At 39.1% G+C, this 19716-nt stretch carries 19 protein-coding genes, 1 riboswitch and 1 other annotated feature; of the genes, 14 read left to right on the top strand and 5 right to left on the bottom strand.

The annotated features are described in order from the left end of the window. Window positions 1–4: 4 nt before the first annotated feature. Window positions 5–931, bottom strand: coding sequence for a ribonuclease HIII (gene rnhC, locus AB9L17_RS18475; protein WP_375199608.1), 927 nt, complete (start codon window positions 929–931; stop codon window positions 5–7). Window positions 932–1065: 134 nt separating this feature from the next. Here rnhC and zapA point away from each other — a divergent pair, with 134 nt between their 5' ends. Genes zapA through AB9L17_RS18450 form a run of 5 tightly spaced genes read left to right on the top strand, consistent with a single transcriptional unit; the run spans window position 1066 to window position 6460 of the window. Next, on the top strand, window positions 1066–1326 hold the full coding sequence (gene zapA, locus AB9L17_RS18470) for a cell division protein ZapA (protein WP_068983930.1): 261 nt from the start codon (window positions 1066–1068) through the stop codon (window positions 1324–1326). 5 nt (window positions 1327–1331) lie between these two features. Beyond that, window positions 1332–1871, top strand: coding sequence for a CvpA family protein (locus AB9L17_RS18465; RefSeq protein ID WP_375199607.1), 540 nt, complete (start codon window positions 1332–1334; stop codon window positions 1869–1871). Window positions 1872–1930: 59 nt separating this feature from the next. Continuing rightward, complete coding sequence (gene polX / locus AB9L17_RS18460) at window positions 1931–3640, top strand: DNA polymerase/3'-5' exonuclease PolX (protein WP_375199606.1); 1710 nt, start codon at window positions 1931–1933, stop codon at window positions 3638–3640. Window positions 3641–3658: 18 nt separating this feature from the next. After that, complete coding sequence (locus AB9L17_RS18455) at window positions 3659–6025, top strand: endonuclease MutS2 (RefSeq protein WP_223555409.1); 2367 nt, start codon at window positions 3659–3661, stop codon at window positions 6023–6025. A 21-nt stretch (window positions 6026–6046) separates the two neighbouring features. Beyond that, entirely contained in the window at window positions 6047–6460 is a 414-nt protein-coding gene (locus AB9L17_RS18450; RefSeq protein WP_068983927.1) for a DUF350 domain-containing protein, read from the top strand. Between the two features lie 167 nt (window positions 6461–6627). Here AB9L17_RS18450 and AB9L17_RS18445 read toward each other — a convergent pair whose 3' ends face one another. The 4 genes from AB9L17_RS18445 to AB9L17_RS18430 are packed head-to-tail and all read right to left on the bottom strand — an operon-like array spanning window position 6628 to window position 7503. Then, window positions 6628–7041 carry a hypothetical protein gene (locus tag AB9L17_RS18445; protein WP_375199605.1) on the bottom strand — a complete coding sequence of 138 codons (414 nt, stop codon included), beginning with the start codon at window positions 7039–7041 and terminating at the stop codon, window positions 6628–6630. Next, window positions 7038–7205 (bottom strand): hypothetical protein, encoded by a 168-nt coding sequence (locus AB9L17_RS18440; protein ID WP_375199604.1) that lies wholly within the window; start codon window positions 7203–7205, stop codon window positions 7038–7040. Before AB9L17_RS18440 ends, AB9L17_RS18445 begins: the two co-directional genes overlap by 4 nt. Continuing rightward, complete coding sequence (locus AB9L17_RS18435) at window positions 7202–7348, bottom strand: hypothetical protein (protein ID WP_375199603.1); 147 nt, start codon at window positions 7346–7348, stop codon at window positions 7202–7204. Before AB9L17_RS18435 ends, AB9L17_RS18440 begins: the two co-directional genes overlap by 4 nt. Continuing rightward, window positions 7345–7503: a hypothetical protein gene (locus AB9L17_RS18430; protein ID WP_375199602.1), complete on the bottom strand. Its 159-nt coding sequence runs from the start codon at window positions 7501–7503 to the stop codon at window positions 7345–7347. The genes AB9L17_RS18435 and AB9L17_RS18430 overlap by 4 nt, the downstream gene beginning before the upstream one ends. Before the next feature lie 367 nt (window positions 7504–7870). On the opposite strand from AB9L17_RS18430, the gene AB9L17_RS18425 reads away from it, so the two are divergent. The 9 genes from AB9L17_RS18425 (at window position 7871) to AB9L17_RS18385 (ending at window position 19521) form a co-directional block, all read left to right on the top strand. Continuing rightward, window positions 7871–9562, top strand: coding sequence for an AMP-binding protein (locus AB9L17_RS18425; RefSeq protein WP_068983925.1), 1692 nt, complete (start codon window positions 7871–7873; stop codon window positions 9560–9562). 207 nt (window positions 9563–9769) lie between these two features. Then, window positions 9770–10351, top strand: a complete 582-nt coding sequence (locus tag AB9L17_RS18420; RefSeq protein WP_223555463.1) for a TetR/AcrR family transcriptional regulator — start codon at window positions 9770–9772, stop codon at window positions 10349–10351. Between the two features lie 14 nt (window positions 10352–10365). After that, window positions 10366–11139 (top strand): enoyl-CoA hydratase, encoded by a 774-nt coding sequence (locus AB9L17_RS18415; protein WP_068983924.1) that lies wholly within the window; start codon window positions 10366–10368, stop codon window positions 11137–11139. 117 nt (window positions 11140–11256) lie between these two features. Continuing rightward, window positions 11257–12030 (top strand): electron transfer flavoprotein subunit beta/FixA family protein, encoded by a 774-nt coding sequence (locus tag AB9L17_RS18410; protein ID WP_068983923.1) that lies wholly within the window; start codon window positions 11257–11259, stop codon window positions 12028–12030. 51 nt (window positions 12031–12081) lie between these two features. Then, window positions 12082–13059: an electron transfer flavoprotein subunit alpha/FixB family protein gene (locus AB9L17_RS18405; RefSeq protein ID WP_068983922.1), complete on the top strand. Its 978-nt coding sequence runs from the start codon at window positions 12082–12084 to the stop codon at window positions 13057–13059. Between the two features lie 227 nt (window positions 13060–13286). Beyond that, window positions 13287–13520, top strand: a binding site (T-box leader). A gap of 180 nt (window positions 13521–13700) precedes the next feature. Beyond that, window positions 13701–15044, top strand: a complete 1344-nt coding sequence (locus AB9L17_RS18400) for an amino acid permease (RefSeq protein WP_375199601.1) — start codon at window positions 13701–13703, stop codon at window positions 15042–15044. A gap of 138 nt (window positions 15045–15182) precedes the next feature. Next, entirely contained in the window at window positions 15183–15494 is a 312-nt protein-coding gene (gene trxA / locus AB9L17_RS18395) for a thioredoxin (protein WP_004226420.1), read from the top strand. 481 nt (window positions 15495–15975) lie between these two features. Beyond that, window positions 15976–17763 carry an excinuclease ABC subunit UvrC gene (gene uvrC / locus AB9L17_RS18390; protein WP_068983920.1) on the top strand — a complete coding sequence of 596 codons (1788 nt, stop codon included), beginning with the start codon at window positions 15976–15978 and terminating at the stop codon, window positions 17761–17763. A 238-nt stretch (window positions 17764–18001) separates the two neighbouring features. Next, window positions 18002–18180: riboswitch (Lysine riboswitch) on the top strand. 114 nt (window positions 18181–18294) lie between these two features. After that, window positions 18295–19521, top strand: a complete 1227-nt coding sequence (locus AB9L17_RS18385; protein WP_068983919.1) for an aspartate kinase — start codon at window positions 18295–18297, stop codon at window positions 19519–19521. Window positions 19522–19716: the final 195 nt, after the last annotated feature.

Below are 19716 nucleotides of genomic sequence, written 5' to 3'. Positions count from 1 at the left end.
TTTTTTATTTCATTTTCCTCGCTTTTTCTGTATTAGCAAAATGCCATTTCGTAACGGATCGTAAAAACTCTTCACCTTGCCCACGCCAAATACGTGCTGCTAATGCATCTACCTTTGCTGAAGCTCCCTTCAATAACTCAATACCAGCAATCTCACTTAGTCGGTCCATTTCTTTTAAAAATGCCGCACGAGCTAATATCGATGCTGTTGCTACTGAAACATGTAATTGTTCAGCTTTCGTAGAAAATAGAACATCATCTCGAACAATTTCTCGCTCATTTTTTAAGTAATTGTAATAGACACCACGTTCAGCAAACTGATCGATCAAAATATGTTCAGGTTTTTCGGGTGCCATTTTTGACAGTGCATTTTTAAGTGCCTTATTGTGCATCATAGCCTTCATTTTACCTTGAGAGTAGCCTCGGGATTGTAACTCGTTATATTTTTCATTGCGTAGTACTAGCACACTGTGCACACAAGCGGCACGCAAATCGGGAGCTATTTTAAGCATATAATCATCAGTTAACATTTTTGAGTCCTTGACACCTAGTTCGTTTACTAGCTCAATTTTTGATGCAGGCACATATACTGCGGCAACTGTAATTGGACCAAAATAATCACCAGTACCAGTTTCGTCTGAGCCTAACACCGACATCGAAGCAAAGCCATCTGGTAGAACATCACCCTTTGCTCCGATTGCGGATGATTTCTGTGTATTTGTTATTTCGATGTTTCCCCAACGTGCAGCTTCACGCTCAGCCCCTCCCCCTTGGAACATTAATTTACCTGATTTATACATCGTAATTGCGGTATCTGGGAGCTTTGCGGCAAAGATTACACCAGGTGCTTTACGTTCCACGAAATTGTTTGCATAGAAAGACATCACCTCTTTTTGTAAATTTGCTGATAATAAAAGTACAATATTTGACATTTAATCGTTCCTTTCTGTCCTCATTGTTCACAATTTTATACCTTTCATGGTATGATAATAAATAGCTTTTTTGTGTGATACTGCTCACAATCAAAAAAATTGTGTGCACAAAGACTTTAAAGGAGGGTGCGACTATGGAAAATCAAGAAAAGAATAAAATTTCTGTGGAAATTTATGGTCATACATATAAAATGGTCGGTTCTGAATCCATTGGACATATGCGACTTGTCGCTTCGATTGTTGATGACCGTATGCGCGAAATGAATGTACATAATCCCTCACTTGATAGCACAAAGCTTGCCGTTCTGACAGCAGTAAATACCGTTCATGATTATTTACTATTAAAAGAACAAATAGAGCAACTAGAAGAAGAATTGAAAAAATTAAAGGGTTGAAGTGAATGTTAGATTTAATCATATTAGTGGTGCTATTTGCCGGGCTCATCGTTGGAGCAAAACGTGGTTTCATCGTACAGATGATGCACATCGTTAGCTTTGTAGTTGCCCTAATTGTTGCGTATATTTATTATAAACCATTAGCACAAAAATTTGTGTTTTGGGTACCGTATCCAGGTGTAACAGATTCAGGTGGTCTTGGGATAGCGATCGATAGCCTGGATGTAGACCGTACTTTTTACCGAGTCATTGCCTTTGCTGTTATTTTCTTTGCGGTGAAAATTACATTGCAAATTGTTGCATCGATCTTTGATTTTATAGCGTATTTACCTGTGTTAGGCACAGTGAATCGTTGGCTTGGAGCATTGTTTGGCATAATTGAAAACTATTTAATTATGTTTATTTTGCTATACATCCTTGCTTTATTGCCGGTTGATAGTATCCAAAGTCTAATGTCGAAGTCGTTGTTAAGTGGTCTCATTTTGGAGCATACACCAATTATTACAAATATGTTCCAAGACTGGTGGTATATTTATATGCAATAGCAAACTGTGCACTTCTCTCGGTTTTGAGGGAAGTGTTTTTACGATAGGAGGAATTCTGAGTGAACAAAAAAACAATTATTCGCACACTTGAAAAAATTGCATTGTATATGGAATTACAAGGGGAAAATCCATTCAAAGTGTCTGCCTTTCGAAAAGCAGCTGTTGCACTTGAAGGAGACGAGCGCTCGTTAAGCGAGATGGAGGATGTAACAAAGCTTAAAGGCATTGGTAAAGGAACAGCTGCTGTTATTGAGGATTTAATGACAACTGGGGAATCAAGCCTACTAAAAGAATTAGAGGAAATTGTACCAAAAGGGTTGCTCCCATTATTAAAACTTCCAGGCTTAGGCGGTAAAAAAATAGCCAAGCTTCATCAAGAGTTAGGCATTGATTCTGCGGAAAGTTTAAAGGTTGCTTGTGAGTCATGCAAAGTTCGTGAACTAGCAGGCTTTGCAGCAAAAACCGAAGAAAAAATATTAAAAGAGCTTGCAAATTTAGCAAATCGTTCAGAACGGTTACCGATTTGGCAGCTAGAACCTGTCGTTTTACAAATTGAAGCACTTCTAAGTAGTATGGAAGAAGTGGAACGTTTTTCTGTTGCTGGAAGCTTCCGCCGTGCTGCAGAAACAAGTAAAGATATTGATTTTATTGTTGTCACTGAAGCAGTTGAAGCTGTACGTGGAAAATTACTGAATGAGCTTTCTATCCAAGAGGTAGTGGCAGCCGGTGATACAAAGATTTCAGTTATTTTAGATCTAGAAGAGCCAGTGAGCGTAGATTTTCGATTAGTGAAAGATGCTGAATATGCAACAGCCTTACATCATTTCACAGGCTCGAAAGATCACAATGTTCGTATGCGCCAACTTGCTAAAGCCCGTGGTGAAAAGATTAGTGAATATGGCGTAGAGCAAGCAGATGGTACTGTTTTGACATTTAAGGATGAAGAGCAATTTTTTGCGCATTTTGATTTACCATTTATCCCGCCTAGCTTGCGCACAGGTACAACAGAATTTGACAAAACGCAAGACATTAAAGGTCTAGTAAAACTAGAGGATATTATTGCAGATTTGCATATGCATACGACATGGTCTGATGGTGCGTACTCTGTAGCGGAAATGGGCGAGGCATTGATAGAGCGAGGCTATCAATATAGCGTTATTACTGACCATTCACAATTTTTAAAAGTAGCGAACGGCTTAACACCAGAGCGTTTAAAAAAGCAACGAGCTGAAATAGAGGCATTTAATGAAACGCATGCAGATTTTCATTTATATGCAGGGACAGAAATGGATATTTTGCCAGATGGTTCTCTCGATTTTGAAGATGAAGTGCTAAGAGAATTAGATTTTGTCATTGCCTCCATTCACTCTAGCTTTACACAATCGCAGGACAAAATTATGGCGCGTCTACTTACGGCGATGCAAAATCCTTATGTTCATATGATTGCACATCCAACTGGTCGCATTATTGAGGATCGTAATGGCTATAATCCTGATATGGAGCAATTAATTACTTGGGCAAAGGAATATGGTAAAATTTTAGAGTTAAATGCGAATCCATATCGTCTTGATTTATGTGTTGAGCATTTAGAAATGGCTTTAGCTGCTGGGGTGCCCGTAGCAATCAATACAGATGCCCATGATATTGCTCATTTACGCTTTATGGATATTGGAGTGCGCTACGCAAACAGAGCATGGTTGAAAAAGGATATGATTGTGAATACATGGACGCGAGAACAATTTGAAGCGTTTATTCGACGAAATAAATAGGTTGAGGAGGTGTTCTCAGTGATTGCAGAACGCGCATTGAAAACACTAGAATATGATAAAGTACGTCAACAAGTGGCTACATACTGCACTTCATCAATAGGCAAATCAGCCATTGATGAGCTTGTACCACAAACAGACTATGAAAAAGTTGTACAATTATTAGAAGAAATGGATGAAGGACTATCTATTTTACGTGTAAAAGGCAATGTGCCGATGGGTGGTATTTTTGATGTACGACCAGCTGCGAGACGTGCACAAATTGGTGGTATGCTTTCAGCGATGGAATTAATGGAAGTTTCAAGTACAATTCGAGCTAGTAGAATTCTTCGCAACTTTATTGAAGATATCGAATCAGAAGAAGTGATTGAGATTCCTCATTTCATCGCCAAAAAGGATTCCATGCCTGTCTTAACAGGTTTGCAGCATGAAATTAATAACTGTATTGATGATAACGGCTCAGTGCTAGACTCAGCAAGCCAAACTTTGCGTTCAATTCGCCAATCTTTGCGCGCTGAGGAGGCTAAAGTTCGTTCTAAGCTTGAAAGCCTTACACGTGGGAGCAATGCTTCAAAAATGCTCTCAGATACACTTGTAACGATTCGTAATGATCGCTTTGTTATCCCAGTTAAGCAGGAGTATCGTCATCATTATGGTGGAATTGTGCATGACCAATCATCTTCTGGTCAAACATTATTCATCGAGCCAGATTCAGTTGTACAAGCGAATAATGAAATTCATCGATTAAAAATGAAGGAACAAGCTGAGGTTGAACGCATCTTACTTACTTTAAGTGCAATGGTAGAGGAAGTAGCTCCTGATTTATTTAACTTAGTAAAAGTACTAGGTGAAATAGACGTCATTTTAGCAAAAGGCAAGTACGGTCAAGCGAACAAATGTACAATGCCTAAAATGAATAACGATGGCTATATTCGACTTGTGCGTGCACGTCATCCACTTTTACCGATCGAAACTGCAGTTGCCAATGATATTGAATTTGGGAAAGACATTACGGCCGTTGTAATTACAGGACCAAACACTGGTGGTAAAACGGTGACATTAAAAACAGTTGGACTGTGTACATTAATGGCACAGGCAGGGTTACCAGTGCCTGCACTTGATGGTTCAGAGCTAGCCGTTTTCAAGCAGCTTTTTGCGGATATTGGAGATGAACAGTCCATTGAGCAATCACTGTCAACATTCTCATCCCATATGGTCAATATTGTAGACATCTTACAAAAGTTTGATCACGAGTCACTAGTACTATTTGATGAATTAGGGGCTGGGACTGATCCTCAGGAAGGGGCAGCTCTTGCCATCTCCATTTTAGATGAAGTACATGATAGAGGCGCCCGCGTTATGGCGACGACGCATTATCCTGAGCTAAAAGCATACGGCTATAATCGTCCGGGGGTTGCCAATGCAAGTGTGGAGTTTGATATTGAAACATTGAGTCCAACATATCGTCTACTTATCGGTGTACCAGGTCGCTCGAATGCATTTGAAATTTCAAGTCGCCTTGGCTTACCAGAGTCGATTATTGACCGCGCAAAAAGCTTTACAGGCACAGATCGCCATGAGGTAGAGTCAATGATTGCTTCACTTGAAGCGACTCGTCGCCAGTCTGAAGATGATGCAGAACGCTCTCGTGAATTACTGATGGAGTCTGAAGACCTACGCAAAGAGCTGCAAGAAAAAGTACTTGCATACGAAGAACGCAAAGAAGCACTCGATAAAAAAGCGAAAGAAAAAGCTCGTAAAATTGTTGATGAAGCAAAAAAAGAAGCAGAATCAATTATTGCGGATCTTCGGGAAATGCGCAAAAATGCAGACCAAGTTGTCAAGGAGCATGAGCTTATCGAAGCTCGTAAACGATTGGAAGAAGCTACACCGCTTGAAAACAATAAAGTGCTGAAAAAAGCGGCACAAGTAAAGGCCCGCGCACAAAACTTAGTTGTCGGAGACGAGGTAAAGGTGTTAAGCTATGGTCAACGAGGTACATTGCTTGAAAAAGTCTCGAATTCCGAGTGGGTTGTCCAAATGGGTATTTTGAAAATGAAAATCTCGGATAGTGATCTAGAGTACATTAAACCAGAAAAGGAACCTGTGCAACGTATTGCAGGTGTGAAAAACCGCAATAGCCAAGTAAAATTAGAATTAGATTTACGCGGCGAGCGATTTGAAGATGCCATTATACGTACAGAAAAATATATTGATGATGCCTTACTTGCAAATTATGGGCGTGTGTCAATTATTCACGGTGTCGGTACAGGCGCATTACGTCAAGGAATTCAAAACTATTTGAAAAAGCATAAGCGTGTAAAATCCTTCCGTTTTGGTGAAGCCGGTGAGGGGGGCTTCGGCGTCACGGTTGTGGAATTGAAATAAGTTGTAAAGGGGACGGAGAAAATGCTGAATTCTAACTTTTGGCGATATCCAATTATCGAAACGGCAGGATATTTTAGTGTAGTTGTTTTATGTTTAGTCGTCTCGATGGCATTATTCGAAGTCGTTACGAAATATAAAAATTGGGAAGAAATTAAAAATGGTAATATTGCTGTAGCGCTTGCAACAGGTGGGAAAATACTAGGGATTTGTAATATTTTTCGTTTTTCCATTGCGCGCCATAGTAATTTAAGTGAAATGATTGGCTGGGGTCTTTTTGGTTTTATATTACTTATTGTGGCGTATTTCTTATTTGAATTTATGACACCACGTTTTAATGTTGATCAAGAAATCGCAAATGATAATCGTTCAGTCGGCTTCATATCCTTTACTATTTCAGTCGGTCTATCGTTTGTTATTGGGGCAAGTATTGCATAGGAGTGTAATGACATGGAAAAATTAGCAAAAATACTAATCGTTGTCTGCATCGCATTTTTGGCAGTCGGTGTCTACTATATGATGACCATTTAAGTAAGAAAACGCATCCTTTGGAGAGGATGCGTTTTTTTATATCTGATGGGTAAAGAGAAGAGCTGTCCGGGTATCTAGCGACGGAAAGAAGCCAGGGCGACGGATCGAAAAGCTAAAACGACGGAAAGAAGTGTCAAAGCGACGGAAAGAAGCCAGGGCGACGGATCGAAAAGCCAAAGCGACGGAAAGAAGCCAGGGCGACGGATCGAAAAGCTAAAGCGACGGAAAGAAGAGCCAAAACGACGGAAAGAAGTGTCAGAACGACGGAAAGAGGAGTCAAAGCGACGGATCGAAAAGCTAAAGCGACGGAAAGAGGCCAGGACGACGGATCGAAAAGCTAAAGCGACGGAAAGAAGTATCGGAACGACGGAAGGAAGAGCCAAAGCGACGGAAAGAAGTGTCAGAGCGACGGAAAGAAGAGTCAGGGCGACGGATCGAAAAGCTAAAGCGACGGAAAGAAGTGTCAGAGCGACGGAAAGAGGAGTCAAAGCGACGGAAAGAGGCCAGGACGACGGATCGAAAAGCCAAAGCGACGGAAAGAAGTGTCAGAACGACGGAAAGAGGAGTCAAAGCGACGGAAAGAGGCCAAGGCGACGGATCGAAAAGCTAAAGCGACGGAAAGAAGTGTCAGAGCGACGGAAAGAGGAGTCAAAGCGACGGAAAGAGGCCAGGGCGACGGATCGAAAAGCTAAAGCGACGGAAAGAAGTGTCAGAACGACGGAAAGAGGAGTCAAAGCGACGGAAAGAGGCCAAGGCGACGGATCGAAAAGCTAAAGCGACGGAAAGAGGAGTCAAAGCGACGGAAAGAGGCCAGGACGACGGATCGAAAAGCCAAAGCGACGGAAAGAAGTGTCAGAACGACGGAAAGAAGAGTCAGAGCAACGGAAAAGAGTGAAGAACTGCTCTGGCCCAGAGAAAAATTGCTCAGGTTGAGTGTGTAATCGCTCCAATAGATAAAAGACTACAATCCCCTCGAAAAAATCAAGTTACATCTCATCCGCAAATCAAAAGCATCGCAAAATACTACCAAAGTCTATTAATATTCTTTCATCTAGCTGAAAAGTAATCATTCAAAAATTATTTTTGGAATATAAGAATATTACCTCAATCTTTTGTATGAAAAAAGAAAGAATGAATGAGTGTTCATAAAGGATGTAAATCTAAAAACCTGAGAAATACAGTTATATAAATGTTGTAAAATGCATAATAATTAATCGAAAATGCATTTATTTTCTATTTTAGGTTTGAAACTATATTTCTTTTTCATTATAATTAAAATAAGTATTTATAAAGTTTGGGACAAAGGGGAGTGAACGTATGACAACAAAACCATGGCTGAAAAATTATCCTGAAGAAGTACCATCGTCTTTAACGTTTGAGGAAATTCCTGTGCAAGAATTTTTGACACGTGCCTATAAAAAGAATCCATCCAAAGTGGCGATTCATTTTATGGGTAGGGATTTGACGTACACAGAGCTATATGAGTCTGCGCTAAGATTCGCAAACTATTTACAAGCTCTTGGGGTAGAAAAGGGAGACCGTGTGGCTATTATGCTGCCAAACTCACCGCAAAGTGTAATCGCTTACTACGGAGCAATGTACGCTGGAGCGATTGTTGTGCAAACAAATCCACTTTATACTGAGCGTGAACTTCAATATCAAATGGCTGATTCAGGTGCGAAAGTTATTTTATTGATGGATATTTTATATCCTCGCGTCATGAAAATCATAAAGGAAACTGCACTTGAAAATGTAATTGTCACTGCCATTAAAGATTATTTACCATTTCCCAAAAATTTAGTTTATCCGTTTATTCAAAAAAAGCAGTACGGTTTTAGTGTAAAGGTTGAACATAGTGGTCAAAATCATCTATTTACAGAAATTATGCGTTCTACGCCAATCAAAATGATGGATATTCCATTTGATTTTGAAGAAGATATTGCGTTGCTGCAATATACAGGGGGAACTACAGGCTTTCCTAAGGGTGTTATGTTAACTCATAAAAATTTAATTGCCAATACAACAATGTGTGATGCATGGATGTATAAATGCGCACATGGTGAGGAAACCATTATGGGCATACTACCATTCTTCCATGTCTATGGTATGACGACCGTTATGTTATTATCTGTTGTTACGCAAAATAAAATGGTGCTTTTACCAAAGTTTGATGTAGAAACAGCGTTGAAAACGATTGAAAAGCAAAAACCAACACTTTTCCCAGGTGCACCGACTTTATATATTGGTTTATTAAATCATCCGGATATTACAAAGTACGATTTATCGTCCATTAAAGCATGCTTAAGTGGCTCCGCTTCACTGCCAGTAGAGGTGCAGGAGAAATTTGAAGCGGTAACAGGAGGAAAGCTGGTTGAAGGATATGGATTAACAGAAACTTCTCCTGTTACACATGGTACGCCTATTTGGGGTAAACGAGTTATCGGATCAATTGGTGTACCTTGGCCTAATACGGAAGCGGTAATTTTACGTACTGGGGATACAGAGGCGCTTCCAGTCGGAGAGGTTGGGGAAATAGCTGTAAAAGGGCCACAAATTATGAAGGGCTATTGGAATCGGCCAGAAGATACGGCAGCAGCGTTCGTAGATGGATGGTTTTTAACTGGAGATTTGGGCTATATGGATGAAGAAGGATTTTTCTATGTCGTTGATCGTAAAAAAGATTTGATTATCGCAGGTGGTTTTAATATTTACCCTCGTGAGGTAGAGGAAGTACTATATGAACGAGAGGAAATCCAAGAATGTATAGTTGCTGGTATACCGGATCCATATCGAGGAGAAACAGTAAAAGCTTATATTGTTTTAAAAGAAGGATATTCGATTACAGAAGACGAATTAAATAAATATTGCCGACAACACTTGGCTGCTTTCAAAGTTCCACGCTATTATGAGTTTAGAGATGAACTACCGAAAACAGCAGTTGGGAAAATTTTGCGTCGAGCTTTAGTGGATGAAGAAAAAACGAAATTGGCGAATAAAGAAGCAAAATAAAGACGTGATAAAGTATTGACAAGTAAAGTTGTAAAATATAATATGAAAATATGAATGAATGACCATTCATATTTTCATATTTTTTTTAGGTTAACACGTCACATTCTTCAAAGTCATTAGTGAAACAATTTTGAGATTGCTAGTATGAACATAGTGATTGAGCATGAATGTTTACGTACGCAAGTTTTTTTAGGTGGTGATATAAAGGTGAAACGTGATAAGCCAAAATATAAGCAAATTATTGATGCAGCTGTCATCGTTATTGCAGAGAATGGGTATCACCAAGCACAAGTATCGAAGATTGCCAAACAGGCAGGGGTGGCCGATGGAACAATCTATTTATATTTTAAAAATAAAGAAGATATATTAATTTCTGTCTTTAATGAAAAAATGGCTGTTTTTGTAGAGTCATTACAAGATATAATAGAAAATGGAAGTACGTCTAAAGACAAACTTTCACGAATGATAGAAAATCATTTTAATGTTCTAGCAACAGATCGATACCTAGCAACCGTCACACAATTGGAACTACGACAATCGAACAAAGATTTACGATTAAAGATCAATTCGGTGTTAAGAGAGTATTTACAATTACTAGATCAAATTTTAATCGACGGTATGCTTTCAGGTGAGTTCCATCCAACGATGGATGTACGATTGGCACGTCAAATGGTATTTGGAACAATTGACGAAACCATTACGTCATGGGTTATGAATGACTATCGATATGATTTGATAGAACAGGTTCCAAAGGTTCAGGCATTAATCCTGAACGGCATTAAAGCTTAAAAGGATGTGGAGAAATGGAATTTCTAAGTTGGAAAGTAGAAGATGGAGTAGCAATTATTACGATTGCACGTCCGCCAGCAAACGCATTATCCCGCGGAATCATTACCGAAGTAAATGCTGTGCTAGATGCCGTAGAAAACGATGACACTGTACGTGTCCTTGTACTTCATGGCGAAGGCCGTTTCTTCTCAGCAGGGGCAGACATTAAGGAATTTACAGAAGTTGAATCTGGGGATGAATTTACGAAGCTAGCGAGCAATGGTCAGCAAGTTTTTGAGCGAGTGGAATCGTTCTCTAAACCTATTATTGCTGCAATTCATGGTGCAGCATTAGGCGGGGGACTTGAACTAGCGATGAGTTGTCATCTGCGCTTTGTGACAGAAACTGCGAAATTAGGGCTACCTGAATTACAATTAGGTCTAATTCCAGGTTTCGGGGGTACACAACGTCTACCACGATACGTAGGGGTTGCAAAAGCTGCAGAAATGATGTTTACAAGTGAGCCGATTTCTGGTGCAGAAGCTGTGCAATGGGGGTTAGCGAATCGTGCATTTGCAGATGAAGCATTACTTGAAGAAACGCTAAAGGTAGCAAAAAAAATTGCGAAGAAGAGCCCGGTTGCTTTAAAAGCAGCTATTCAAACATTGCAATATGCTAAGCATGCTTCGTTTTATGAAGGTATTGATGCTGAAGCAAAATCCTTTGGTACGGTATTCGTAACGGAAGATGCTAAAGAGGGAATTCAAGCATTTATTGAAAAACGCGAGCCTGTGTTTACTGGCAAATAATATTCCATCAGTGTCGATAGCGACTTGAAAGAGTGTTATCGACGTTATCGACACTGAAAATATATAATATTTATAAGTTTACTTAGAAATAAAAAACGTTTCAGGAGGTATGGATATATGAATATTTTTGCATTAATTAAACGTACGTTTGATACAGAAGAAAAAATCGTTGTGTCGGGTGGTAAAATCCAAGAAGATGGTGCAGAATTCATCATCAACCCTTACGATGAATATGCAATTGAAGAGGCAATTCAAGTACGTGACGCTGCTGGCGGTAAAGTAACAGTTGTTACGATTGGTGGCGAAGATGCAGAAAAGCAACTACGTACAGCGCTTGCAATGGGAGCAGACGAGGCGGTTCTGATTAATACAGAAGATGATTTAGATGAATTAGATCAAAACGCAGCTGCATATATTTTAGCTGAATATTTAAAAGATAAAGATCCTGATTTAATTTTAACAGGAAACGTTGCCATTGACGGAGGTTCTGGTCAAGTAGGTCCACGTGTTGCAGATTTACTAGGCATTAACTATGTAACGACAATTACTAAGCTTGAAATTGACGGAACATCTGCGAAAATTGTACGCGACATCGAAGGTGATTCGGAAGTGATCGAAACATCTTTACCACTTTTAGTAACAGCTCAACAAGGTTTAAACGAGCCACGTTACCCATCTTTACCAGGTATCATGAAAGCGAAGAAGAAGCCGCTAGCAGAGCTTGAATTAGATGATTTAGATATCGATGAAGATGATGTAGAAATTAAGGTAGAAACGGTTGATATTTTCTTACCAGCTCAAAAGGCAGCAGGTCGTGTTCTTGAAGGCGAACTTTCTGCTCAAGTAAAAGAGCTAGTAAACCTACTTCATACAGAGGCTAAAGTAGTTTAAGTCATCTGAAAATGCAAATCGAATCTTAAAGGGTAACGGAGGGAATATACTATGTCAAAAAAAGTATTAGTATTAGGTGAAGTTCGTGAAGGAAGCTTACGTAATGTTTCTTTCGAAGCAATTGCAGCTGCAAAGCAAATCGCAGATGGTGGTGAGGTTGTTGGTGTACTTTTAGGCGATGCTGTGGCAGGTTTAACAGGTCCATTATTTGAATATGGTGCTGATCGTGTTGTAACTGTGGAACATCCACATTTAAAACAATATACATCTGATGGTTATGGTCAAGCTTTAGCAGCAGTAATTGAGGAAGAAAAGCCAACTGGTATCGTATTTGGTCATACTGCAAACGGTAAAGATTTATCGCCAAAAATTGCAAGTAAATTACAAGCAGGTCTTGTATCGGATATAACGTCTATTGAAGGTGCAGGTGATGATGTTGTATTCATCCGTCCAATTTATTCTGGTAAAGCTTTTGAAAAAGTTAAAGTAAAAGACGGCTTGGTTTTAGCTTCAATTCGTCCAAATAATATTGCACCATTAGAAAAAGTAGTTGGTAAATCAGGAGACGTAACTTCTATTGCTGTGGATATTACAAACCTTCGTACAATCATTAAAGAAGTAGTACGTAAATCTTCAGAGGGTGTAGATCTATCAGAGGCAAAAGTAGTTGTAGCAGGTGGTCGTGGTGTAAAATCAGAAGAAGGTTTTGAGCCATTAAAAGAGCTTGCAGATTTACTTGGTGGTGCAGTTGGTGCTTCACGTGGTGCATGTGATGCTGAATATTGTGACTACTCACTTCAAATTGGTCAAACAGGTAAGGTAGTAACACCAGACCTTTACATTGCGGCGGGTATTTCTGGAGCAATTCAGCACTTAGCTGGTATGTCAAACTCAAAAGTAATCGTTGCGATTAATAAAGATCCAGAGGCAAATATTTTCAAAGTTGCAGACTACGGTATCGTTGGTGATTTATTTGAGGTAGTGCCTCTTCTAATTGAAGAATTTAAAGCGTTAAAAGTAAATGCATAATTAAATTATCTTTATTCAGCAAATTTGCTGAATGAAGATAAAGCCTCCAGCGGATGTAATTACGCCAAGGCGAAATTGATATTAGTGCGGGGAAGATGTATCTTCTCCGCTTTTTTTGTGTTCGAATTTTTCGAGTTTTTAAAGTTATTGCAAAATAAAATATTGACAGAGTTAATTTTAGACCGTATAGTGATCTATAATATTTAAATTTTTCGAAAATAATGTTTTGAAACGCAAAGATTAGGAGTAGTAAAAGTTCATTATTTGGTGAAGAGAGCTGCGGGATGGTGCAACGCAGTCCAATAAGACTTTGAACTTGCCTAGGAGTGGTAAGATAAGTGGAATTAACAGATTATTCTATTTACTTGACGATTAACCTTCGTTACAAGGTTTTTAAGTAGGGTTTTTATAGAACCAATTAGAGTGGTACCGCGGTTTGCTTATGGCATATCGTCTCTTCTTTCATTTGATAATGAAGGAACAGATGATATGCCTTTTTTGTTTTCGTTTAGGCTAAAGTGCTACATCCTCGAGGTCACTTCAATCCCTCAGGCAAAAGTGGAAGAGTGCTTGCTTTTTCCAGCGCTTGTCGGATGTAAACAAGCGCTTTAGTATATTTGTTCATTTTAGGAGGTAAGGAAATGGAAAAGGATAATCAGAAATTACAGAGAACAATGACCTCACGACATATTACGATGATGGCTTTAGGTGGTGCCATTGGTGCAGGGTTATTTAAAGGGAGCAGTGCAGCCATTGATATGGCAGGGCCATCCGTACTTTTAGCGTACTTAATAGGTGGTATTATTCTGTTATTTGTTATGCAAGGACTAGCAGAAATGGCAGTCCGTAATAGCGAGGCTAGAACATTTAGAGATTTAGTTCAAAACATTTTAGGGAAGTACCCAGCTTATTTCCTAGATTGGATTTATTGGAAAATGTGGGTTTTGAATATTGCGGCAGAATCCATAGTTGCGGCCATTTTTATTCAATATTGGTTGCCAGATTACCCAATTTGGATACTTGCATTATCCGTTTCGGTGTTAGTTACAGCCATTAACTTGTTATCAGTGAAGGTTTTTGCTGAAACTGAATATTGGCTGGCGTTAATTAAAATTACCGTTATTGTGGTGTTCATCATAGCCGGACTAATTTTATTACTTGTTACTTTTGGTAATCATACGGCTGTTGGTTTTTCTAATTTAACGGAGCACGGTGGTTTCTTCCCGAATGGATCAACGGGGTTAATTGCTGCAATGCTTGTCGTTATTTATTCTTACGGTGGCACTGAAATTATTGGTATTACATTAGCCGAAACGAAAAATCCTGAAAAAGTAGTGCCAAAAGCTGTTCGTAGTACATTAGTACGTATTGTGACTTTCTATATACTGCCTTTCTTTATTATCGTTAGCTTGATTCCCTGGAATGAAGTTAATGGGGTACCAGAAAGTCCATTTGTGATGGTGTTTAAAATGATTGGGATTCCTGGTGCTGACCATATTATGAACGGTGTTGTTTTACTTGCCATTATTTCATCAATGAATTCGGGACTTTACGGTTCATCACGCATTTTGTATACACAAGCTGTGGACGGGCGTGTTCCTAAAATCTTTGCACATTTATCAAAAAGAAAAGTTCCAGTATATGCTATACTGATGTGTACTTTAGCTTTATATATGGGCGTAATCATTTCTTTATTTGTGGGAAGCAAAGCTTTTGATTACCTAATGGGTTCACTTGGATACACGGTGTTATTTATTTGGTTAATTATTGCAATTGCGCATTTGAAATCGCGTAAAAAACAGCCAAAAAAAACAAGTGCTTATGCAGTGAAATGGTTCCCTTATACAACTTGGATCGCTATTATTGCGTTAAGTGCAATTCTGATTGGTATTATTTTTACAACATCTATTATCGTAACAGGCATTACATTAGCTATTTATCTTTTTATTACGTTAACTTATGTGTATAAAGGTCGTTTTCAATAAAAATAGCTAATTAGCAAATCAACCTAATACCTTTTTCGACCTAATTTTTCATAAATTATGCATACTAGGCAGATTGTTCGCTCTAGCGAATTTATCCATGCTATACTACAAGCATAGTAAGTTTAAGGAGGATTTCAAATGGCAATTGTACATGCAACAGATGCAACTTTCCAAGATGATATTAAAGAAGGGTTAGTGCTAGTAGACTTCTGGGCTGCTTGGTGCGGACCTTGTAAAATGATTGGGCCAGTTCTTGAAGAAATGGATGCTGCAGGTAGTGCGGCTAAAATCGTAAAAGTAGATGTAGATAACAACCAAGGTACTGCAGCGCAATACCAAATTATGTCTATTCCATCATTACTATTATTCAAAGATGGCGAATTAGTAGACAAAACTGTTGGTTTCCAACCAAAAGAAGCGTTAGAAGCATTTATCGCAAAACATGCTTAACTTCTTTCAGCACAAGTCTCCCACCTCTACAGATGGGAGATGAATGCGAATTTAACCTCTTTTCAGGGGTGTCCAAACACCCGCTGAAATAGAGGAACTCAGTCTAAGAACGCCACGTCCTGTAGCGACGACTGAGTGACCAACATCACGTTGGCCCAAAGCCTCCGGCAGATGTTACGGAATCGGAAAGGAGTTAATAAAGGATGTTAGCCTAAAATCATCGCATCCATGCGATAACGGCTAACTGACCTGCATCGGAAAAAACGCCACGTCCTGTGGCATTACCGAAATGACCGACATCGTGTCGGCCCTCACGCAGGCCTAAGCTCAAAGCCGATTCCGGACGCAATTATGCCGAGGCATAATGATCCTGTAAAAAAAGAAAAGTCGAGCCATCTATAGATGTGCTCGGCTTTTTTTCGTTATATAATAAAGAGAAAAAGCGAACGCTAGTTTTAACAAAAAGGAGGGCAGGTAGGCGATGAATGATTTAATTAAACGAAAGCTTGAAATTTTACCAGATCAGCCTGGCTGCTATTTGATGAAGGATCGGCAAGGAATCATTATTTATGTTGGGAAAGCCAAAGTGCTGAAAAATCGAGTACGCTCGTATTTTACTGGTACGCATGAAGGGAAAACACAGAGACTTGTAAGCGAAATAGAAGATTTTGAGTACATTGTGACATCCTCCAATATAGAAGCTTTAATTTTAGAGCTTAATCTTATTAAACTACATGATCCGAAATACAATATTATGCTGACGGATGATAAAACGTATCCGTATCTTAAAATTACAAATGAAAAACATCCACGTCTTATTACGACGCGAAAAGTGAAAAAGGATAAGGCGAAATACTTTGGCCCATACCCAAATGCCTATGCAGCTAGTGAAACGAAAAAGCTACTGGATCGTTTATATCCGCTTCGAAAATGTGTGCAACTTCCTTCCAAGGTTTGTTTGTATTATCACATGGGACAATGCCTAGCACCTTGCGTGAAAGATATTGATGCCCAAATTTACCACGATATGATTGAGGATATGACGAAATTTTTAAATGGTGGTGTTGAGGCAGTCAAAAAGGAGCTCGAGGAAAAGATGCTTGAAGCTGCAGAAAATTTAGAGTTTGAGCGTGCAAAAGAGTTTCGTGATCAAATTGCTCATATAGACACTGTTATGCAAAAGCAAAAAATCGTCTCAAGTGATACTACGAACCGCGATGTATTTGGTTATGCAGTCGAGAAGGGCTGGATGTGTGTGCAAGTTTTCTTTGTTCGTCAAGGAAAGCTCATTGAACGAGATGTCTCGATTTTCCCAATTTATCAAGAGGCAGAAGAGGAATTTTTAACGTTCGTTGGCCGATTTTATGACAAATTAGAACACATTAAGCCGAAGGAGATTTTTATCCCACAATCTATTGATGCGGATATTTTAACGGAATTACTTGATGTTCGAGTGCTAACACCAAAACGTGGGCAAAAAAAAGAACTTGTAGAATTAGCGATTAAAAATGCTGAAATTGCTGTAGCAGCAAAGTTCCAACTTATTGAACGTCAGGAAGAGCGAACAATAGGCGCATGTGAGGCACTCGGTGAAGCGATGGGTATTTCAACGCCTTTACGAATAGAAGCTTTTGATAATAGTCATATGCATGGAACAGATGCAGTATCTGCAATGGTTGTATTTATCGATGGAAAACCAGCAAAGAAGGAGTATCGAAAGTACAAAACACGCACAGCTGCCAAACATGATGATTACGGAGCAATGCAAGAAGTAATACGACGTCGTTACACACGAGTGTTAAAAGAAGGTTTACCTTTGCCGGATTTAGTACTAATTGATGGTGGGAAGGGGCAAATGGAAGTCGCACGAGAAGTATTAGAAGATGAACTTGGCCTAGTCATTCCAATTGCCGGATTAGCAAAAGATGAAAAGCATAATACGTCACAGCTTTTATTTGGTGACCCACCTGAAGTAATTGCGTTAAAGCGCACAAGTGATGGATTCTATTTACTGCAACGTATTCAGGACGAAGTACACCGCTTCGCCATTACCTTCTTACGACAGCAGCACGAGAAGCATGCCATTCAATCTGTTCTCGATCATATAGAGGGTGTTGGTCCAAAGCGAAAACAGCAATTACTTAAGCATTTTGGCTCTGTCAAAAAAATTCGTGAGGCAAGTGAGTTGGCGTTACAAGAAGCCGGTATGCCTGCTAATCTAGCTAGCAATATTTACGCCTATTTTCATTCAGCAGATAGTTCTTTGTAGCGAAAGCAAAGCGTCAGCTACAGAAGACTCCCATCTCTGAAGGTGGTGAAATGAATGCAGATGGAATTCCTTTTCAACAAGAGTCATTGTCAAAGGATTATTCATATGCTAAGGTTGTATATAACATTGATCTAAAATAGCAATGTTATATACGACTCCTTAGCTTATTGTAGATGTTTCAAATGTATAAACTACAAATTTTTTTCGCTAAGGCAAAATTAAATACATTCACTATTTAAGTGATGATAGAGGTGCGAGGTTCAAGAGTAGTACATTAGAGGACGAACAAGTCCAGTGACAATGTATGAAAGGGAAGCTTGCCGAAGTGGAGCATCGTTGTTTCCGATGCTGTGCTGGTTTTGCATTTAATAAATGTAAAACTGTCGATTCTAAACGTTTCGGAGAGCTATCTCACATGCGCAAGTAACTATTATTGTACATGTTATAGGCAGCTTTCACGTTATGTGAGGGCTGCCTTTTTTAGTTTTCTAGAGACACCGAAATGATTGAATACGAAGGAGAATGATATGTATGGCGAGAATTGTGATGAAATTCGGTAGTGCTGCATTAGCATCGACAAAGCATATTCAAGATGTTGCGAAAAGGGCGATAGCTGAAAAGGAAAGAGGCTATGATGTTGTCGTTGTAACTGCGGGAATGAGGAGTATGGCGAAAGAATTAGCAGAGATGGCTTGTGATTTATCAGATAGTGCGTCTAAGCGTGAACTAGATGTACTACTTTCAACAAACTCACAACTATCAAGTGCGTTAGTTGCGATTGCTTTGCAGGAAGAAGGATATCATGCAGTGTCATTAACGGGTTGGCAGGCAGGTATTCAAACTGATGATATGTATTTCAATGCGCGTATCGATGATATTGATGTTAGTCGAATAGCAGAGCATTTTGCACAAGGACAAATCGTAATCGTTGCGGGGGAACAAGGTATTGATTATTCACAGAATATTACGACGCTTGGTAAAGGCGGAGCGGAAACGACGGCTGTAGCTATCGCGGCGGCATTGGAAGCGGAGCGCGTAGATATTTACACGAATGTGGAAGGAGTCTATACAGCTGATCCAAGTCATGTTGTTAGGGCACAAAAGCTAAAAGAAATTTCCTATGACGAAATGCTAGAGCTATCAAATTTAGGATCACAAATTTTACACCCGCGAGCTATAGAGTTAGCTAAGAAATTTCAAATCCCAGTTATTATTCGGTCGAGCGTAGTAGATACAGTAGGTACTTTATTGAAGGAGGAAGTTGAAATGGAGAAAAATTTAATAGTTCGTGGTGTTGCTTATGAGTCAGATGTTATTCGTTTAACGGTTGGTTATGATGCTTATTCTGATGCTTCGTTAGCAGATATGTTCACAATACTTGCAAAAAATCGCATAAACGTCGATATCATTGTACAAGCCATAATAGATGGCTTAAAGCCGACTGTATCGTTTACCATTTTAAAAGAGGAGTTTGCAGAAGCATTACGTGTCTTAGAAGATAGTAAATTATCATTAGGATTTAGTTTTGCTGATTTTGAAATCGGCTTAGCAAAAGTCTCAATAGTTGGCTCAGGTATGGCATCTAATCCAGGCGTTGCTGCTCGTATGTTTGATCGTTTGCGTCGTGAAGGTATCCCAGTAAAAATGGTAAGTACATCTGAAATAAAAGTATCTGTTGTTGTACCTCAGGACGAAATGATTCGTGCAGCAAATGCATTACACGATGAATTCAATTTAGAACATGCACTTTACGTATAATAATGAATGGGATGTGTCAATAAAAGGCACATCCTATTTTTTCTTTATATTAATTTAATATTTTATCTATTGATATTATTGTATAGTAAAATGTAATTATATGTTTTAACAAGGAAAAGGTGGAGGTTTCTATGGCATTATTAGGTTTATTTCAAAAGCCAATTGAAAGCGTTGAGATACACAACGATTCCGAAA

The sequence above is a fragment of the Lysinibacillus sp. RS11 genome (assembly GCF_042019215.1).
In the GTDB taxonomy this organism is placed as follows: Bacteria; Bacillota; Bacilli; order Bacillales_A; family Planococcaceae; genus Lysinibacillus; species Lysinibacillus xylanilyticus_A.
This window is presented reverse-complemented; position numbering and strand designations above follow the sequence as displayed.